Source organism: Pseudarthrobacter sp. BRE9 (assembly GCF_031844305.1).
In the GTDB taxonomy this organism is placed as follows: Bacteria; Actinomycetota; Actinomycetes; order Actinomycetales; family Micrococcaceae; genus Arthrobacter.
The window spans coordinates 173,888-190,649 of the sequence record NZ_JAUZUY010000009.1; the positions used below are offsets into that span (position 1 = coordinate 173,888).

14 protein-coding genes and 1 riboswitch are annotated in these 16,762 nt (G+C 65.6%); of the genes, 3 read left to right on the top strand and 11 right to left on the bottom strand.

All coding sequences use genetic code 11. From position 1 onward, the window contains the following. Nucleotides 1-23: 23 nt before the first annotated feature. Nucleotides 24-1,157, bottom strand: a complete 1,134-nt coding sequence (locus tag Q9R31_RS16310; RefSeq protein WP_311263753.1) for a peptidoglycan bridge formation glycyltransferase FemA/FemB family protein — start codon at nucleotides 1,155-1,157, stop codon at nucleotides 24-26. A 122-nt stretch (nucleotides 1,158-1,279) separates the two neighbouring features. On the opposite strand from Q9R31_RS16310, the gene Q9R31_RS16315 reads away from it, so the two are divergent. After that, nucleotides 1,280-1,825, top strand: coding sequence for a TspO/MBR family protein (locus Q9R31_RS16315; protein ID WP_311263754.1), 546 nt, complete (start codon nucleotides 1,280-1,282; stop codon nucleotides 1,823-1,825). Between the two features lie 52 nt (nucleotides 1,826-1,877). On the opposite strand, the gene Q9R31_RS16320 is transcribed toward Q9R31_RS16315, so the two are convergent. The 4 genes from Q9R31_RS16320 to Q9R31_RS16335 form a co-directional block, all read right to left on the bottom strand. Next, nucleotides 1,878-3,305: an L-serine ammonia-lyase gene (locus tag Q9R31_RS16320; RefSeq protein WP_311263755.1), complete on the bottom strand. Its 1,428-nt coding sequence runs from the start codon at nucleotides 3,303-3,305 to the stop codon at nucleotides 1,878-1,880. A 324-nt stretch (nucleotides 3,306-3,629) separates the two neighbouring features. Continuing rightward, entirely contained in the window at nucleotides 3,630-4,778 is a 1,149-nt protein-coding gene (gcvT, locus tag Q9R31_RS16325; RefSeq protein ID WP_311263756.1) for a glycine cleavage system aminomethyltransferase GcvT, read from the bottom strand. An 11-nt stretch (nucleotides 4,779-4,789) separates the two neighbouring features. Continuing rightward, nucleotides 4,790-7,648 carry an aminomethyl-transferring glycine dehydrogenase gene (gene gcvP, locus Q9R31_RS16330; protein WP_311263757.1) on the bottom strand — a complete coding sequence of 953 codons (2,859 nt, stop codon included), beginning with the start codon at nucleotides 7,646-7,648 and terminating at the stop codon, nucleotides 4,790-4,792. 186 nt (nucleotides 7,649-7,834) lie between these two features. Next, a riboswitch (glycine riboswitch) is annotated at nucleotides 7,835-7,931 on the bottom strand. 94 nt (nucleotides 7,932-8,025) lie between these two features. Beyond that, on the bottom strand, nucleotides 8,026-8,562 hold the full coding sequence (locus tag Q9R31_RS16335; RefSeq protein ID WP_056332186.1) for a TetR/AcrR family transcriptional regulator: 537 nt from the start codon (nucleotides 8,560-8,562) through the stop codon (nucleotides 8,026-8,028). A gap of 84 nt (nucleotides 8,563-8,646) precedes the next feature. On the opposite strand from Q9R31_RS16335, the gene Q9R31_RS16340 reads away from it, so the two are divergent. Further along, the gene (locus tag Q9R31_RS16340) at nucleotides 8,647-10,206 is read left to right on the top strand and encodes an MFS transporter (RefSeq protein ID WP_311263758.1); all 1,560 of its coding nucleotides are present in this window, start codon (nucleotides 8,647-8,649) and stop codon (nucleotides 10,204-10,206) included. A gap of 80 nt (nucleotides 10,207-10,286) precedes the next feature. Here the strand turns inward: Q9R31_RS16340 and Q9R31_RS16345 are convergent, their stop codons facing one another. After that, complete coding sequence (locus Q9R31_RS16345) at nucleotides 10,287-10,766, bottom strand: Dps family protein (protein WP_306632365.1); 480 nt, start codon at nucleotides 10,764-10,766, stop codon at nucleotides 10,287-10,289. A 223-nt stretch (nucleotides 10,767-10,989) separates the two neighbouring features. Here Q9R31_RS16345 and Q9R31_RS16350 point away from each other — a divergent pair, with 223 nt between their 5' ends. Beyond that, entirely contained in the window at nucleotides 10,990-12,546 is a 1,557-nt protein-coding gene (locus Q9R31_RS16350) for an APC family permease (RefSeq protein ID WP_311263759.1), read from the top strand. A gap of 71 nt (nucleotides 12,547-12,617) precedes the next feature. Here the strand turns inward: Q9R31_RS16350 and Q9R31_RS16355 are convergent, their stop codons facing one another. From Q9R31_RS16355 to araA, 5 genes are all read right to left on the bottom strand, one after another. Next, nucleotides 12,618-13,169 (bottom strand): hypothetical protein, encoded by a 552-nt coding sequence (locus Q9R31_RS16355; RefSeq protein WP_311263760.1) that lies wholly within the window; start codon nucleotides 13,167-13,169, stop codon nucleotides 12,618-12,620. Between the two features lie 278 nt (nucleotides 13,170-13,447). Beyond that, nucleotides 13,448-13,750, bottom strand: coding sequence for a DUF4193 domain-containing protein (locus Q9R31_RS16360; protein WP_311263761.1), 303 nt, complete (start codon nucleotides 13,748-13,750; stop codon nucleotides 13,448-13,450). 92 nt (nucleotides 13,751-13,842) lie between these two features. Next, nucleotides 13,843-14,046, bottom strand: coding sequence for a hypothetical protein (locus Q9R31_RS16365; RefSeq protein WP_311263762.1), 204 nt, complete (start codon nucleotides 14,044-14,046; stop codon nucleotides 13,843-13,845). A gap of 106 nt (nucleotides 14,047-14,152) precedes the next feature. Next, complete coding sequence (locus Q9R31_RS16370) at nucleotides 14,153-15,181, bottom strand: LacI family DNA-binding transcriptional regulator (protein ID WP_311263763.1); 1,029 nt, start codon at nucleotides 15,179-15,181, stop codon at nucleotides 14,153-14,155. A gap of 33 nt (nucleotides 15,182-15,214) precedes the next feature. Beyond that, a complete protein-coding gene (gene araA / locus Q9R31_RS16375) occupies nucleotides 15,215-16,735 on the bottom strand; it encodes an L-arabinose isomerase (RefSeq protein WP_311263764.1) in 1,521 nt (506 codons plus the stop codon). Nucleotides 16,736-16,762: the final 27 nt, after the last annotated feature.

Genomic DNA, 16,762 nt, shown 5'->3' on the forward strand with positions numbered 1-16,762 from the left:
CTTTCGGGTGTCTCGGCGGCAGGTCAGTAGAACTGCTGGCCGGTCCGTGCGGTTTCGATGCGGCGGAAGACCTTTTCGCCGCCGTTGACCCAGAACCGGTGCCGCAGCGGGGACAGGACGTAGTCGTGGCAGCCCACGAAGTCGGTGACTGTCTTGGTGAAGCTGGTCTTGAACATGCCCATTCCGAAGAGGTTGTGGGTCTTGTCCTTAATCCTCGCAGCCGGCGGGGTTCCGCAGAAGTCGTACTCCGTGCAGCCGAGTTCCTGCATCCTCCGGATGGCGGCCCACTGCACCAGGTGCGAATCCCCGTACTGCTTGCGGTTCTGCGTGGAACCGCCGTCTTTGTAGGTTGCCTTGGCACCGTAGTTGATGACGAACGCGCCCACGCTGGGCTTTCCGTCCTCATAGGTGAAGAAGAAATTGCCCTGCCCGCGGTTGCAGAACTCGTCCCAGAACCGTGCGTAGTAGTCGTAGCTGCGCAGGGGCATGGATCCCTTGGCGTTGACCGTGTTGGCCATCAGGTCGTAAAGGGCGCGGTAGGTTTCAGGTCCCTGTTCCTTGCGGATCACCTGGCAGCCCTCGCGCTCGGCGCGCCGGATGGCGTTGCGGGCGCGCGAGGAGATGGCTTTGAACACTTCCTCCTCGGAGCCCGAGATGTCCAGCAGGGCGGTGGAGTCGTTGGACTGGATGTTGGGCGCCTTGACCAGGTTGGCCGCGCGCAATTCCTTTTGCGCTTCGTCGGAATCGATGATGTCCGGTTCCACTTTGATGGTGAAGACGTTCAGCTTCCGGCTGCGGACAAAGGACGCACAGGCTTCAAGGGCGCTTCCAAGGTCCGCTGCAGCCGCCAGGTCGGGGCCCTTGATCAGGTACCACAACCGTCCCAGGACGGGGAAGCTTCTCTCCAGCACCAGGTTGTAGCTGGCGCTTCCGTCGCTTTCCAGCACCAGGAACCGGACCTTCCAGCCGCTTCCGTTCTTGACCGATGCATAGGCCGCTGACTGCAGCATGTTGCCGCCGTTCGGGTTGGCCGTGACGTGCTTGTCCCAGTTTTCAATTTCCTCGGCGGTGGCAAAACGTGCGGTGAATTGTCGCAAGGGGGCCTTGTCCAATCGGGTCTGTGCGCGGTTTCTGTACTTCTGGATGCGTGCGGACATGCAGCCTCAAGTCTAAAGCCTGATGTGCTTCCGGCTTTTCCCCGCACGGTTGGACAGCTTGCCATCCGCCGTGCTGAGTGCCGGCTTGACGCCGCTGTTGGCGTTGAACAAGGGTTGAGCACATGAGGCCGGACGGGGAAGCGACCACAGCCCGCACGGGAAGCGGCAGGCAGCCCTACAGCCCCCGGATCCAGGTGGCCGCGCTCATCGGATTCCTGGTGGCGTCCCTGCTGGTGGCGGCACTGGGGGGCCTGGCTTCGGCAGCCAATGTCAGCGGCTGGTACGCCACCGCAGACAAGGCCCCCTGGTCCCCGCCCAACGGCGTATTTGGTCCCGTCTGGACCGTCCTCTATACGGCAATGGCCGTCGCCGCGTGGCTGGTATGGCGCAAGCGCACCACCGGGACACAGCGGGCGATGGCCGCTTACGGCATCCAGTTGGTCCTGAATCTTGCCTGGACCCCAACGTTCTTTGCCCTCTACCCCGCCCTCGGCACGCCAGCCCTGTGGCTGGGGCTGGTTTTCATCCTGGCCCTGATCGCCGCCGTGGCGGTGACGGTGCTGTATTTCGGTCCTGTCAGCCGCACGGCCGGGCTGCTCCTGCTCCCGTACGTGTCATGGCTGGTGTTCGCGGCCAGCCTTAACTGGTGGGCCGCAGCGCACAATTAGGTGCCGGGTACTACGCGGGCAATGCCGGCATGCGGGACAGGTTTGCTGCCGGTCAGCATTCGACGACGTTGACGGCGAGGCCGCCCCTGGCCGTTTCCTTGTATTTGGAGCTCATGTCCTTGCCGGTTTCGCGCATGGTGATGATGACTTCGTCGAGGGAGACGCGGTGGGTGCCGTCGCCCCAGAGGGCCATTTTCGCGGCGTTGATCGCTTTCGCGGCGGCGATGGCGTTCCGTTCGATGCAGGGGACCTGGACCAGCCCGCCGATCGGGTCGCAGGTCAGGCCCAGGTTGTGTTCCATCGCGATTTCGGCGGCGTTCTCCACCTGCGCCGGGGTCCCGCCCATCACCTCGGCCAGGCCCGCCGCGGCCATCGACGACGCGGAACCCACCTCGCCCTGGCAGCCCACCTCGGCCCCGGAGATGGAGGCTTGCTCCTTGTAGAGCACCCCGACGGCGCCGGCGGCGAGCAGGAACCTGACCACCACACCGTCCCGGTCCTCCTGGCTGGCCTGGTCCATGCCGGGGGCGAAGTGCAGGGCGTAGAACAGCACCGCCGGGATGATCCCCGCCGCTCCGTTGGTGGGTGCAGTGACCACCCGGCCGCCGGAGGCGTTCTCCTCATTGACCGCCAGCGCGACCAAGTTAACCCACTCCTGCCAATACTTCGGGTCATAGAAGTCCTCGTCCTGGCCCTCACCGTCCGGCCGTGAACTTTCCTTCTTCAACCGGTCATACCAGTCAGGGGCGCGGCGGCGGACCTTCAGTCCCCCGGGCAGCACCCCGTCACGCTTCAGGGACGTGGCCACGCAGTCCTCCATCACCGACCAGATATGCAGCAAACCCTCCCGGATCTGCTCCTCCGTACGGGACGCCTTCTCGTTGACGAGCATCACGTCACTGATGCCCAGACCGGTGCTCCGGCAGTGCTCCAGCAGTTCCGCCGCGGTGCGGAAGGGCAGCGGCAGTTCCTCCTTGGACGCGTCCAGTTCCTGCTGCGCGGCGTCTTCCTCGCCCTCGCGGACGATGAACCCGCCACCCACCGAGAAGAACGTCGCCGTATGCAAAACCTGGCCGCCGGCGTCGGACACCGTGAACGTCATCCCGTTCGTGTGCCGCGGCAGGACGGTCAGCGGCCGCAGCACCATGTCCTTCACCCCGTACGGCAACGGCACCGCACCAGCGAGGTTCAAGGTCCCGGTCTCAGCGATCGAAGCCAGCCGCTCCTCCACCTCGTCGGGCAGGATCAACTCCGGGTGAAACCCTTCCAACCCGAGCAGGACCGCGGTCATCGTCCCATGCCCATGCCCCGTCGCGGCCAACGACCCGTACAGGTCCACCCGCAACGACGCCACCCCAGCCAGCACCCCGGAAGCCTTGAGCTCCTCCGCAAAAACGGCAGCAGCCCGCATCGGCCCCACAGTATGCGACGACGAAGGCCCAATACCGATCGAAAACAGGTCAAAGACTCCAACAGCCATAACGGGTAGTCCTAACTAATACGGGTGGTTGGGGTGGAGCGGGCAGGACATCCTCTGCGTGCTCGGTCGCGAAGACGCCCGCTGCGCGGACGTGACGCTCCTTTAGACGCACGCTGCCGGATGCCCCCCCACTCCGGAGGCGGGTCACCTATGTGCCCAAACGAACAGGCCGACAACGATCGCGCAGGAGGGGCCGGCGGAGCCGGACTTTTCGAAAGCGTGCGTCAAAGCGACGAAGGAGCAGCACGCGTGAAAATGTCCGGTCCGCCGGCCCCGAAGGTGGCCACTGTCCCTCCGGGCGAAAGGTGACCACGGAGACGCACCCTACTTGACGCGCTTGTAGAACGGCAGCTCGACGACTTCGAACGGTTCGGCCTTGCCGCGGAGGTCGATGTCGAGGGCCGTGCCGGGTGCGGAGTATTCGACGTCGACGTAGGCCATGGCGATGGGGTAGCCCAGGGTGGGTGACGGCTGGCCGGAGGTGACTTCACCGACGGTGGTGCCGTCCTTAAGGACAGGGTAGTGCGCGCGGCCGGCGCGGCGGCCCTGGCCTTTGAGCCCCACGAGGCGGCGGCCGGAGGTGCTGCCGGCGCCGGCTTCCTTCCTGGCCGCCAGGGCGGCTTTGCCGACGAAGTCGCCTTCCTTGGAGAGTGCGACGACGGCGCCCAGGCCTGCGGCGAACGGGTCGCCCTGCAGCGACAGTTCGTTGCCGTACAAGGGCATCCCCGCTTCGAGGCGGAGGGAGTCGCGGGAGGCGAGACCTGCCGGTGTCAGTTCCCCGTCGTCGGCGATGGCGATCACAGCCTGCCAGAGGGCGGGCGCATCGTCGTTGTCCACGAAGATCTCAAACCCGTCCTCACCGGTATACCCGGTACGCGCAAGCAGCAGTTCCTTGCCGGCGCCACCCACCAGGAGCGGAACGCTGACGGCCGCGTAGTACTTCAGCTCCGTCACCAGGGTATGCTGCGCGGCCGGGACCAGGCGCAGCAGGAGTTCCTGGGCCTTGGGACCCTGGACAGCGATCAGCGAAGTGCGGGCTGAGGCGTCCTCCACCTCAACATCGAACCCCGACGCCCGCTCCTGCAGGGCTGCGGCGACCACGGTGGCGTTGCCCGCGTTGGGGACCACCAGGAAGACGTCGGTACCATCCTGCGCAGCGGGGCGGCGGTAGGTGATGAGGTCGTCGATGATGCCGCCGTCCTCATTGCAGATCAGCGAGTACTTGGCCTTGCCCACGGCCATCGCGGAGATCTTTCCTACCAGGGCGTAGTCCAGGAAGGCGGCGGCGTCGGGGCCGGTGACCCAGACTTCGCCCATGTGGGAGAGGTCGAACAGGCCGGCCGCGTTGCGCACAGCATGGTGTTCGGCAAGTTCAGAGCTGTACTTGAGCGGCATCTGCCAGCCGCCGAAGTCCGTGAAGGAAGCGCCGAGCTTTTTGTGCTCGTCGTAAAGCGCCGTGTATTTCTCGGTCATGGTGCCGGTCCTTAGTTTTCGAAGTCTTCCAGCGGCGGGCAGGAGCAGATCAGGTTCCGGTCGCCGGCGGCGCCGTCGATCCGGCCCACGGGCGGGAAGTACTTGTCCTGCTTGTGGTGGGCAGGGAACGCCGCCTGCTCGCGGGGGTAGGCGCGGTCCCAGTCAGAGCTGACGACGGCTGCCGCCGTGTGGGGTGCGCGGCGCAGCGGCGAGTCCGCCACGGCAAAGTCGCCGTTGGCCACCTGGTCAATTTCCTTTCGGATGCTGATCATGGCCTCGATGAAGCGGTCGATCTCGGCCAGGTCCTCGGACTCGGTGGGCTCCACCATCAACGTGCCCGCAACCGGGAACGACAGGGTGGGGGCGTGGAAGCCGAAGTCGATCAGCCGCTTCGCCACGTCCTCGGCGGTAACCCCGGTCTTGGCCGTCAGTTCCCGCAGGTCCAGGATGCACTCGTGCGCCACCAGCCCGCCCTCACCCGTGTAGAGGACCGGGAAATACTCGTTCAGCCGGGACGCGACGTAGTTCGCTGCCAGCAGCGCGGACTTGGTGGCCTCGGTCAGGCCCTCGCCGCCCATCAGCTTCACATACGCCCAGGAAATCGGCAGCACTCCGGCGGAGCCAAACCGGGATGCGGAAATCGCAACACCGTGCCCAGCCTCATGCGCAGCTTTATTCGCATCGCCCGGCATGAAGGGGGCCAGGTGGGCCTTGGCGGCAACGGGTCCGACGCCGGGTCCGCCGCCGCCGTGCGGGATGCAGAAGGTCTTGTGCAGGTTCAGGTGGGACACGTCGCCGCCGAAGTTGCCCGGCTGGGCCAGGCCCACGAGGGCGTTCAGGTTGGCGCCGTCGATGTAGACCTGGCCGCCGGCAGCATGAATGGCGTCGCAGACGTCGCGGACGTCGCCGTCGTAAACCCCGTGGGTGGAGGGGTAGGTGATCATGATGCAGGACAGGACGTCCTTGTGGGCTTCGATCTTGGCCGTCAGGTCGTCGTGGTCAATGGTGCCGTCAGACGCGGTGGCGACGACGACGACCTTCATGCCAGCGAGCACGGCCGAGGCGGCATTGGTGCCGTGCGCCGAGGCCGGGATCAGGCAGACGTTGCGCTGGGCCTCGCCGCGCGAGTGGTGGTAGCCGCGGATCGCCAGCAGCCCGGCGAGCTCGCCCTGGGAACCGGCGTTGGGCTGGATGGACACCTGGTCGTAGCCGGTGATCTCGGCAAGATCCGCCTCCAGCCCGGAAATCAGCTCCCGCCAGCCTTCGGTCTGGGAGTCCGGGGCGAAGGGGTGGATGGAGGCGAACCCGGGCCAGGAGATGGCTTCCATCTCTGCCGTGGCGTTCAGTTTCATGGTGCAGGAGCCCAGCGGGATCATGGTGCGGTCCAGCGCCAGGTCCCGGTCTGACAGTTTACGGATGTAGCGCAGCAGCTGGGTTTCGGAGCGGTGGGTGTTGAAGACCGGGTGCTGCAGGTAGTCGGAGGAACGCCCGACGGCGGCCTCCAGCCCAAAGCCCTGGTCCTCGCTTCGGCCTTCGGCAACCGGGGCGCCAAAGACGTCGGCAACTTCGGCGACGATGGCCGGCGTCGTGGTTTCATCGAGGGCGATGCCGACGGTGTCGGCGTCGACGCTGCGCAGGTTGATGCCCCGCGCCTCGGCGTCGGCGATGAAGCCGGCAGCCCGTCCGGGGACCCGGACGGTCAGGGTGTCGAAGAAGCTCTTGTGCAGGACCTCAACGCCGGCGGCGGCAAGGGAGGCCGCCAGGGTACGGGCGTGGCCATGGGCCGTTTCGGCGATCGCCTTCAGCCCGTCCGGGCCGTGGTACACCGCGTACATGGAGGCAACGATGGCCAGCAGGGCCTGGGCGGTGCAGATGTTGGAGGTGGCCTTCTCGCGGCGGATGTGCTGCTCGCGGGTCTGCAGCGCCAGACGGTAGGCGGGAACGCCGGCGTCGTCTTTCGACACGCCCACCAGGCGGCCGGGAAGCGAACGCTCCAGGCCCTTGCGCACAGCCATGTAGGCGGCGTGCGGGCCGCCGAAGAACAGCGGAACACCGAACCGCTGGGCGGAGCCGACGGCGATGTCCGCACCTTGCTCACCCGGCGGAGTGATGAGGGTCAGGGCCAGCAGGTCCGCGGCCACCGTGACCAGGGCACCGCGCTCCTTCGCCGCGGCGATCACGGCGGACTGGTCCCAGACCCGCCCGGAAACGCCGGGCTGCTGCAGCACGACACCGTTGATATCGCCCTCCGGAAGGCCCTTGGACAGGTCGGCGACCTCCACCTCGAAGCCGAGCGCCTCCGCGCGACCCTTGACAATGGCGATGGTCTGCGGGAGCACGTCGATGTCCAGCACGGTCTTGCCGTCGGCCGCCGGCTTGGTCTTGTTGGCGCGGCGCATCAGCAACACGGCCTCAGCCACGGCGGTTGCTTCATCGAGCAGCGACGCGTTGGCAATGGGCAGCCCCACGAGGTCCTGCACCATGGTCTGGAAGTTCAGCAGCGCCTCGAGCCGGCCCTGCGAAATTTCCGGCTGGTAAGGGGTGTAGGCGGTGTACCAGGCCGGCGACTCAAGGATGTTTCGTCGGATCACCGGCGGAGTCACGGTGTCGGAGTAGCCCTGGCCGATGAGCTGCACTGCCGTCTTGTTCTTCGCGGCAAGCTTCCGCAGTTCGGTGAGGACTTCAACCTCACTGAGGGCGTCCTGCAGGCGAAGGGCGGTTTCCTGGCGGATGACCTTGGGAACCGCGGTGTCAACCAGGGAATCGACCGAGTCGTAGCCTACGGCTTTGAGCATGACGTCGACGTCGGCCTGGCGGCGGGCGCCGATATGGCGGTCGACGAAGGTGGTGGAGGCTGGGGTAACCGACACGAAGGAACTCCATTTACTCAGGCGGCGCAGGGTACGCCACAGCTATTAGGGTTCCTCCCCGCTCTGTATTGGACCTGAGAGTTTCCGCGTTGCCTGCCTGGGCAGGACCCGCTTGCACCGTCGGTGAACACAACAGTCCTTACCGCCCCAAAGGAAGGTGGACTGCCTGCTGCTTTCCAGAGGCGCCTCGCCGCGGCGGTACAGGGGCCTGCGAGATTCCTGGGGAGGATTTGCTCCTACGGCGCCTGCCTGTACTTCGGCAGAACTCTCCCGCCGCAGATCAAAGGCTATTCATTTGTTGGATCGTGAAGGCCGGTGACAGCCCTGACAACTTTCTATTGTCCTACGCGGCAACCCCTCCCGGCAAATAGCCGGGGCTACCTCCGGAGCCGTTCCAAGGCCGCCAGGAGTTCCTCCACATCAGCGGCCGCTCCCCCTGCCGGTGCGGGGGCAACGGACAACATGGCATTGAAGTACAGCCCGTCCCCCATGTAGAGGACCGCCTTGGCCAGCCCGGGTCCAACATCGGCAGCAATCTCATCCAGCCAGCGCTGCTGGATGGCAGCAAACCGTCGCCGTGTCTCTTCATGGGCCACCTCCGCAAGCCTTGTGGCGGCCACGATGGCACGGTCCAGCGGCGTATCCGCCCACACGGAGGAACGGATGAAGTACGCTGCAGCGCCTTCAGCCGCCGCGGCCATCGCGTCAGCGTCTTCACGGGCCAGGCCCTCCAACCGGTCAAGCAGCACGGCTATGAGCGCTTCCTTGTTGGGAAAGTGGTACAGGAGGCCGCCTTTGGACACCCCGGCCTTGCGGGCCACGGCGTCGAGGGTGGCGGCCCGCTCCCCGACTTCGATCAGCAGGGACTCGAAGGCGTCTAGGACCGCATCACGGGCAACAGGCTTTCGGGGCATGCCTTCCATCATGCCCTCCATAAGGCTGAAAAACGGAAACACGAAGGTTTTCAAACTATACCGTCTGGACGGTATAGTTATCGCATGGCAATTTCCTTCAAAAGTTCCGCGCCCGCGCCGGCGGACAGCACCACCACACGCTCACAGTGGCGTGACTGGCTGGCGTTGGGGCTGCTGATGTTTCCCGTCCTGCTGGTGGCGGTGGATAACACCGCACTGACGTTCGCGCTGCCGGCCATCGCCCGGGCCCTGCAGCCCAGCGGCGTGCAGCTTCTGTGGATCGTTGACACCTATCCCCTGGTGCTGGCCGGGCTGCTGGTATCAATGGGAAGCCTTGGCGACCGGATTGGGCGGCGGAGGCTGCTGATCCTTGGCAGCATCGGCTTTGCCGGGCTCTCCGTTGCCACCGCCTTTGCCCCCGCACCGGAGTGGCTCATCGCCGGCCGTGCCGCCCTGGGATTCTTCGGTGCCATGCTGATGCCTTCCACGCTGTCACTGATCCGCAACATCTTCCCGGAGCCCAACCGCCGGAGGCTGGCCGTCGCCATCTGGGCTGCCGGATTCTCCGGCGGCGCGGCGCTGGGGCCGATCTTCGGCGGATGGCTGGTGCAGCACTTCTGGTGGGGCGCCATATTCCTGGTGGCAGTCCCGCTCATGCTCCCCCTGTTGGTGTTTGGACCGGCCTTCATTCCGGAATCGAAGGATCCGGCGCCCGGCAAGGTGGACATCCCCAGCATCCTGCTCTCCATGCTGGTCATGGTGCCCGTTGTCTACGGGATCAAGGCGGTTGCCACCGAAGGTCCTGGGGCTGCCGGCCTGGGCACCATCGCCTTTGGCCTGGCGATGGGAGTGGTGTTCGTGCAGCGGCAGCAGCGGCTGAAGCACCCCCTGCTGGACATGTCCCTCTTCCGGAACAGGGTCTTCAGCATGGCCATCAGCGCCAACATCCTTGCCCTGTTCTCCTTCAACGGGTTCATCCTGTTCCTCGCCCAGCACCTCCAGCTCCTCGAGGGCCTGACCCCGTCCGCTGCCGGCGTTGCCATGATCCCGGCACTGGCCGCCACGGTGGTGGCCGGCCTGGTGGTGGTGCCGCTGGTCCGCAAGGTCCGCCCCGGATATGTGGTGGCGGCGGGGCTGGCCTTCAGCGCTGCGGGTTACACCATGGTGGCCTTCGGGAACCACGACGGCGGGCCCTCACTGCTGCTGGCGGCCCTCCTGGTCCTGGCGCTGGGCGTGGGCACAGCCGAAACCATCTCCAACGACCTCATCCTCGGCTCCGCCCCGCCCGAGAAGTCGGGCGCCGCCGCTGCGATCTCCGAAACGGGCTACGAGGTTGGCTCGCTGCTGGGCACCGCGGTACTGGGCTCCATCCTGACAGCGTCCTACCAGCAGAACCTGCGGCTGCCCGCGGGACTGGACGGCATGCTGCCCGCATCCTCCCTGCACAGTGCCAGGGAAACGCTTGCAGGCGCAGTGGAAGCAGCAAACCTCCTGCCTTCCTCCCTGTCGGAGGTCGTCCGCGAAGCTGCGGCCGCAGCGTTTGATTCCGGAGTGCACATCACTGCGGCGATAGGGCTGGTACTGATGGCGACGGCGGCAGTCCTCGCCGCCGTCGTGCTGCGGAAAGTGCCGAAAGCGGCCTAACGGCTAGGGCAGCAAAAAAGGCGCCCTTTACAGAGGGGATCCCCTGCAAAGGGCGCCAGGCCAATGGAAGGTGGCTGCCGCTACTTGGAGTCGGCGGCGGTTACCTTGGCGGTGGGTTTCATGTTTTCCGCCTGCACCATCCAGGCGAACTGCTCCAGCCGGGCAATGAACTCGTGGAGGAGGTCCGCGGAGGTGGGATCCTCCTCATCCACCTCGTCATGGACTTTGCGCATGGTGCCCACGGCGGCTTCCATGGCGGCAACAATCCGCTCAATGGCATCCGCAGTGCTGATCAGCCCGTCCGGGAACTGGGCCAGGCTGGTGGTTTCGGCAACCGTGGAGCTGCGGCCGTCCGGGAGCGCATGCAGGGCGCGCATGCGCTCGGCAGTGTCGTCGGCGAACTGACGTGCAGCGTCGACGATTTCATCAAGCTGCAGGTGAAGGTCGCGGAAGTTGGTGCCCACGATGTTCCAGTGCGCCTGCTTGCCCTGAACGTGGAGTTCGATCAGGTCCGCCAGGACAGCCTGCAGGTTGTTGGTCAGTGTCGGTGAAGCTTTCATGCATCCTCCTCAAATGGTCCAATACGGCCGACGCTACCAGCCACGCACGGCACGGCGGCAGGGTTGGCGGCAATTTCTCAGTGAGCTTACTAATTTCGTCGGGAAGGTCATAAACGAATGTGATTCATATTGCGTCTTGCATCACAGCGCCTGCACCCCCATACTAAATGAACGCCATTCATATAGTGACCTCCGTCTCACAGCCTTTCCAGAAAGTAGTGCCATGACAGAGACAACCCGCACCAGCACCGCTAAACCCGGTCCGCACGCCCACGCGCCGTCCGCTGACGGCGTCAGCGCCAAGGGACTCAAGGGCGGGCAGCTCGGGCTCCTTGCCGTCGTCGTCCTGGGCATTTCAACGATCGCCCCCGCCTACACCCTCACCAGCGCACTCGGACCCACCGTCAACGAAGCCGGGCTCCAGCTGCCGGTCATCTTCCTGATCGGGTTCATTCCCATGATCCTGGTCTCGCTCGCCTACCGGGAGCTCAACGCCGACTCCCCGGACAGCGGCACAACCTTCACCTGGGTGACCAAAGCCTTCGGCCCCTGGATCGGCTGGATGGGTGGCTGGGGCCTGCTGGCCGCCAACATCATCGTGCTGTCCAACCTTGCCGGCGTCGCCGTCGACTTCTTCTACCTCTTCCTGTCCCAGCTCACGGGTTCCCCGGAACTGGCGGACCTGGCTGACAACAAGGCGTTGAACGTCCTCACCTGCTTCGTGTTCGTGGCACTGGCCGTTTGGGTCAGTTACCGCGGCCTGCACACCACCAAGGTGGTGCAGTACAGCCTGGTGGGCTTCCAGCTGCTGGTCCTGGGACTGTTCGTCGCCATGGCCTTCGCCAACTGGTCCACCTCAGAAACTGCAATCCCGTTCAGCTGGGACTGGTTCGACGTCACCAAAATCGAGACGATCGGCCAGATTGCGGCCGGCATCTCCCTGTCGATCTTCGTGTACTGGGGCTGGGACGTCTGCCTCACCGTCAACGAGGAAACGGCCAACGGCAAGAAGACCGCCGGCGTGGCCGGCACCCTGACCGCCGTCATCGTCCTGGCCATCTACCTGCTGGTCAGCATCGCCACCATGATGTTCGCCGGCGTCGGGGATACCGGCAACGGCCTGAACAACGCCGAAAACCACGAAAACATCTTCACGGCCCTGGCCTCCCCCATCATGGGACCCTTCGCCATCCTGATGTCCCTCGCCGTACTCTCCAGCTCTGCGGCTTCGCTCCAGTCCACGTTCATGTCGCCGTCCCGCAGCCTGCTGGCCATGGCGCACTACGGCGCCCTGCCGGAACCGTTCAGCCGCATCAGCAGGAAGTTCGCCACGCCGGGCTTCGCCACGGTCGCCGCCGGCGTCATGTCCGCGGGGTTCTACGCAGTGATGCACGTGGTCAGCGAAAACGTCCTGAATGACACCATCCTGGCCCTGGGCCTGATGATCTGCTTCTACTACGGCCTCACCGCGCTGGCCTGCACCTGGTACTTCCGCCACAGCCTGTTCACCAGCGTGCGCCACTTCATCCTGCGGCTGGTATGCCCGGTGGTGGGCGGCGTAGGACTGTTCGTGGTGTTCGTCCAGACCGCCGTGGACAGCCTGGCACCGGAGTTCGGCAGCGGTTCCGAGGTCTTCGGCGTGGGCCTGGTGTTCATCCTGGGCGTCGGCATCCTGGCCCTGGGCGCCGTCGTCATGCTGGTGATGTCCCGCACCCACCCCGGCTTCTTCCGCGGCCAAACCCTGAAGCGGGATACCCCCGCGCTGGTGGTCCCGGAGTAGGCCCCCACCACAGAAAGGTGCCGTACCCCCATCAGGGGCACGGCACCTTTTTGCATTACGACGGCGGCCTGTCACCAGAAGTGCGCCACGTCCACCACCAGGCGGTGACCGGAAGCCGTTCCGTCCAGGGTGAACACGCGGAACGGAAGACGGGCACGGACACCCAAGCCGAGGCTGGTCTGGCCCTCGAAGCTCCCAGCCCAGACCACCTGGCGGAAGGTCTGGTAACCGGAAACGTTGGAGAGCTCAGCCTTGTCGGCGGGAGTGTATGTGGGCTGACCGTTACCGTCATAAGCTGGCGCTTTGACTACGACCTGCAGGCGGGCGCCACCCCGTGTCGGCACGACTTTCCCCGAGCCGTCCTCGATAACCTGCCCGACGTAGCGGACGCTGTAGCCGGGAGCAGGCCCGGAACCCAGGTCAACCACCAGGCGGTCGAAGCAGTAGTGCTGCCCCGTCCGGATGTTGGTGACGGGCGCGGTGCTCAGGGCACCGTCCGTTTTCATCAGCGAACCCCATGTGAGCCCGCAATACGACGTGGTTGCCGAGGCCGGCCCCGGGACCACTAATCCCAGCCCGACAGCCATAAGGATGGCCGCGAGCCAGATGGAAAGTTTTTTCATTATGGTGCCACCCATAGAAGGAGCGATTGGATAACTCCAGCGTAGGACCGCAAGGATGGCGGGACGAGGTTTGTGGCCACTTCGGGGCGCAACCGTTAGCGTGCCCCTGCAGGCATTAAGACTGTGTAAAACGCTGGTTGATCCCGGGGCGATCTTTACGCTTTCGGCCCCGTTCCTGCACCTGCCCGTTACCCCTCATAACGACGGCGTCCGGGGACGAAGAAGCGCCGGCCACCTTGGGCAAGGTGGCCGGCGCCGGCAAGGATTCAGGAAGAAGCTCAGCCTTCGCAGTCGCGGCAATACTTCAGGCCGTCCTTTTCACGGGCAACCTGTGACCGGTGGCGGACCAGGAAGCACGACGAGCAGGTGAACTCATCGGACTGCTCCGGAACCACAATGACGGTCAGTTCCTCATTGGAGAGGTCGGCACCGGGCAGGTCGATGCCTTCAGCGGTGTCGTTCTCGTCGACGTCGATAACTGCGGTCTGCGCACTGCCGCTCCGTGACGCCTGGAGGGCCTCGAGAGAGTCAGCGGGCGACTCTTCTTCCTGCTTGCGTGGAGCATCGTAATCGGTAGCCATAGCATGTTCACTTTCGTTGCTGCACAGCGCCATTGCAGGCACCTCAGTGCAGCAGTTTAGGGCATTATCCCGCTACCGGCGCAATAGTGTGGCTAAGCAGACATTCCACGGTTTCCGGGGAGTGTTTTTTCATGCTCCGCACGGGCCTGGTCCGCTCCGACGGACACTCCGCTCAATGCCGGCAGCCAGCCCCACCGGGTGGCATCAGCCATGGCGCCGGCGGCACTGGACCCGGAATCGTAGGTAAAGGTGTCCAGCAGCCAGTCGCGGAGCCGGACGAGCAGGGTAACCGTCATGCCCTGAAACCTACGCAGCTATTGTTGTGGCCACGTTTCGCCGCGGTCTCCCCCGGATTAAATCTGCTGCCGGCCGGATCGCCGGCGGATTTTTCAAGCGGACTCTTCAGGCGGGCGGCGCCGTGCTGCTGCGCAGGACCAGTTCCGGCTGCACCACGAGCGTCCGCGGTCCTTCTGCACCGTCGAACGCCGTGAGCATCATCTGCATGCACCGCCGGCCCAGCTCTTCAAAGTCCTGCCGGACCACTGTCAATGGCGGACTGAAATAGCCGGCCTCCGGCTGGTCATCGAAGCCCACGACGGACACGTCCTGCGGGACCCTGATACCCGCCTCGTTCAGGGCGCGCAGGACCCCCAGGGCCATCTGGTCATTGCCCACAAAGAGGGCAGTGGCCCGGCGGGTGGCCGCAATCCGCCGGCCGATCTCATAGCCGCTGCCGGCACTCCAGTCACCCTCGATGACCAGATCCGCGGCGAGCCCGGCAGAGGCCAGGGTGGCCCGCCAGCCGTCGGCACGGGCCACGGCATCAATCCAGTCCTGCGGCCCCGCGACGTGTCCGATCCGGACGTGCCCCTGCCCTATCAAGTGCCGCACGGCCAGTTCGGCCCCGCGGCGCTGGTCCACCCTGACGCCGCCAACTGCTTCATTCCCGTCCGGTCCCACGGCCACCACCGGCACGCCGATGGGGAGTTCCGCCAGGGCGGCCAGCGTCTGAAGGTGCGGAACGATCACCACGATGCCGTCCACCGACTGGTCCAGGAAGTGCCTGACGGCGTCCAGGATGGCGTCCCGGCTGACCTCCCGCAACGCAGCGACGCTGACGAAATACCCTGCGTCCCGCGCAGCGCGTTCCACTCCCAGCATCGTATTGGCGGGGCCGTACTGTGAGAGCTCGCTGCCCAGGACCCCGATGGTCTGCGAGCGCCGGGTGACCAGGCTCCTGGCAGCGGTGTTGCGGCGGTAGCCCAGCTGGGCGATTGCCGCTTCCACCTTTTCCCGGGTTCCCGTGCTCACGTTGGGGTGGTTGTTGACCACCCGTGACACGGTCTGGTGTGAGACCCCGGCCAACTCCGCCACGTCCTCAAGCCTCGGCAGCCGGCGTGGCTTCCCGTGCGTCACGAGGATCGTGTCCATGGCGGGGGCCAGGACCTCAGCCGCGCCACGGGCTCAGATCCCGCCGGCGAGTTTGTAGTACGCGGCGTTCCAGTTCAGGTCCTTCTTGAACTGCCGGATGGTGGTGCCTTCGTCAATGGTGAGCAGTTCAGTCCTGGCGATTTCGGCAAAGTCCTCGAACACGTCCATGCCCACCTGGGTGGAGAGCACGGTGTGGTGGGCGGCGCCGGCGGTGAGCCAGGCTGCGGCGGAGGTGGCGAAGTCCGGCTTGGGCTCCCACAGGGCGCGGGCCACGGGAAGGTTGGGCAGCGGCTGGTCCAGTGGAACGACGTCGACGGCGTTGGCCACCAGGCGGAAACGGTCCCGCATGTCGGACAGGGCGACGACGACACCTGGGGAGGCATCGGCGTCGAACACCAGGCGGACCGGGTCCTCCTTGCCGCCAATGCCCAGCGGGTGGATCTCCAGCCGGGGCTTCGATGCCGTGAGGGAGGGGCAGACCTCCAGCATGTGGGCGCCCAGGATCTTCTCCGAGCCGGGCTCCAGATGGTAGGTGTAGTCCTCCATGAGCGAGGCGCCGCCGGGCAGGCCCTCGCCCATCACCTTCGCTGCGCGCACCAGGATGGCGGTCTTCCAGTCGCCTTCGGCGCCAAACCCGTAGCCGGCGGCCATGAGCCGCTGCACTGCCAGGCCGGGAAGCTGGCGCAGCCCACCCAGGTCCTCGAAGGAGGTGGTGAACGCGGCGGAGCCGTTGCCCTCCAGGAAGCTGCGCAGGCCCAGTTCGATCCGGGCGCCGTACCGCAGCGATTCATGCCGGGCCGCGCCTGCGCGGAGTTCCGGCACCACGTCGTAAAGGTCCTCATATTCGGCCACCAGGGCGTCGACGTCGGCCTCCGCCGCGCCGTGCACGGCGTCCGCGAGCTCGTTCACGGACCACGTGTTAACTGCGACGCCGAAGCGCAGCTCGGCCTCGGTCTTGTCGCCTTCGGTGACGGCGACGTTGCGCATGTTGTCACCAAAACGGGTCAGCTTCAGAGTACGGACTGCGGCCCAGCCGGCGGCGGCGCGCTGCCAGGAACCCACCTGGCGTGCCACCTCGGGATTTGAGACGTGCCCGACGACGGTCTTCCGGGCAATGCCCAGGCGGGACTGGATGTACCCGAACTCGCGGTCGCCGTGCGCGGCCTGGTTCAGGTTCATGAAGTCGAAATCGATGTCCGCCCATGGCAGGTCCCGGTTGGCCTGCGTGTGCAGGTGCAGCAGGGGCTTCCGCAGCAGGTCCAGGCCCTGGATCCACATCTTGGCCGGGCTGAACGTGTGCATCCAGGCGGTCACGCCAATCACGGAATCATCCGAGTTCGCCTCCAGGGCGGTACGGCGGATTGCATCCGAATCAGTGAGGACCGGCTTCCAGACGATCTTTACCGGGACGGCGGAACTGGCGTTGAGCTGGTTGGCGATTTCCTGTGACTGGGCGGCAACCTGTTTGAGGACTTCCTCCCCGTACAGGTGCTGGCTGCCGGTGAGGAACCAGACCTCGTAACCGTCGAGGGATGTGTTTGCTGCGGTGCTCATGGATTCTCCTGGGAAAGTTGAGGGTGA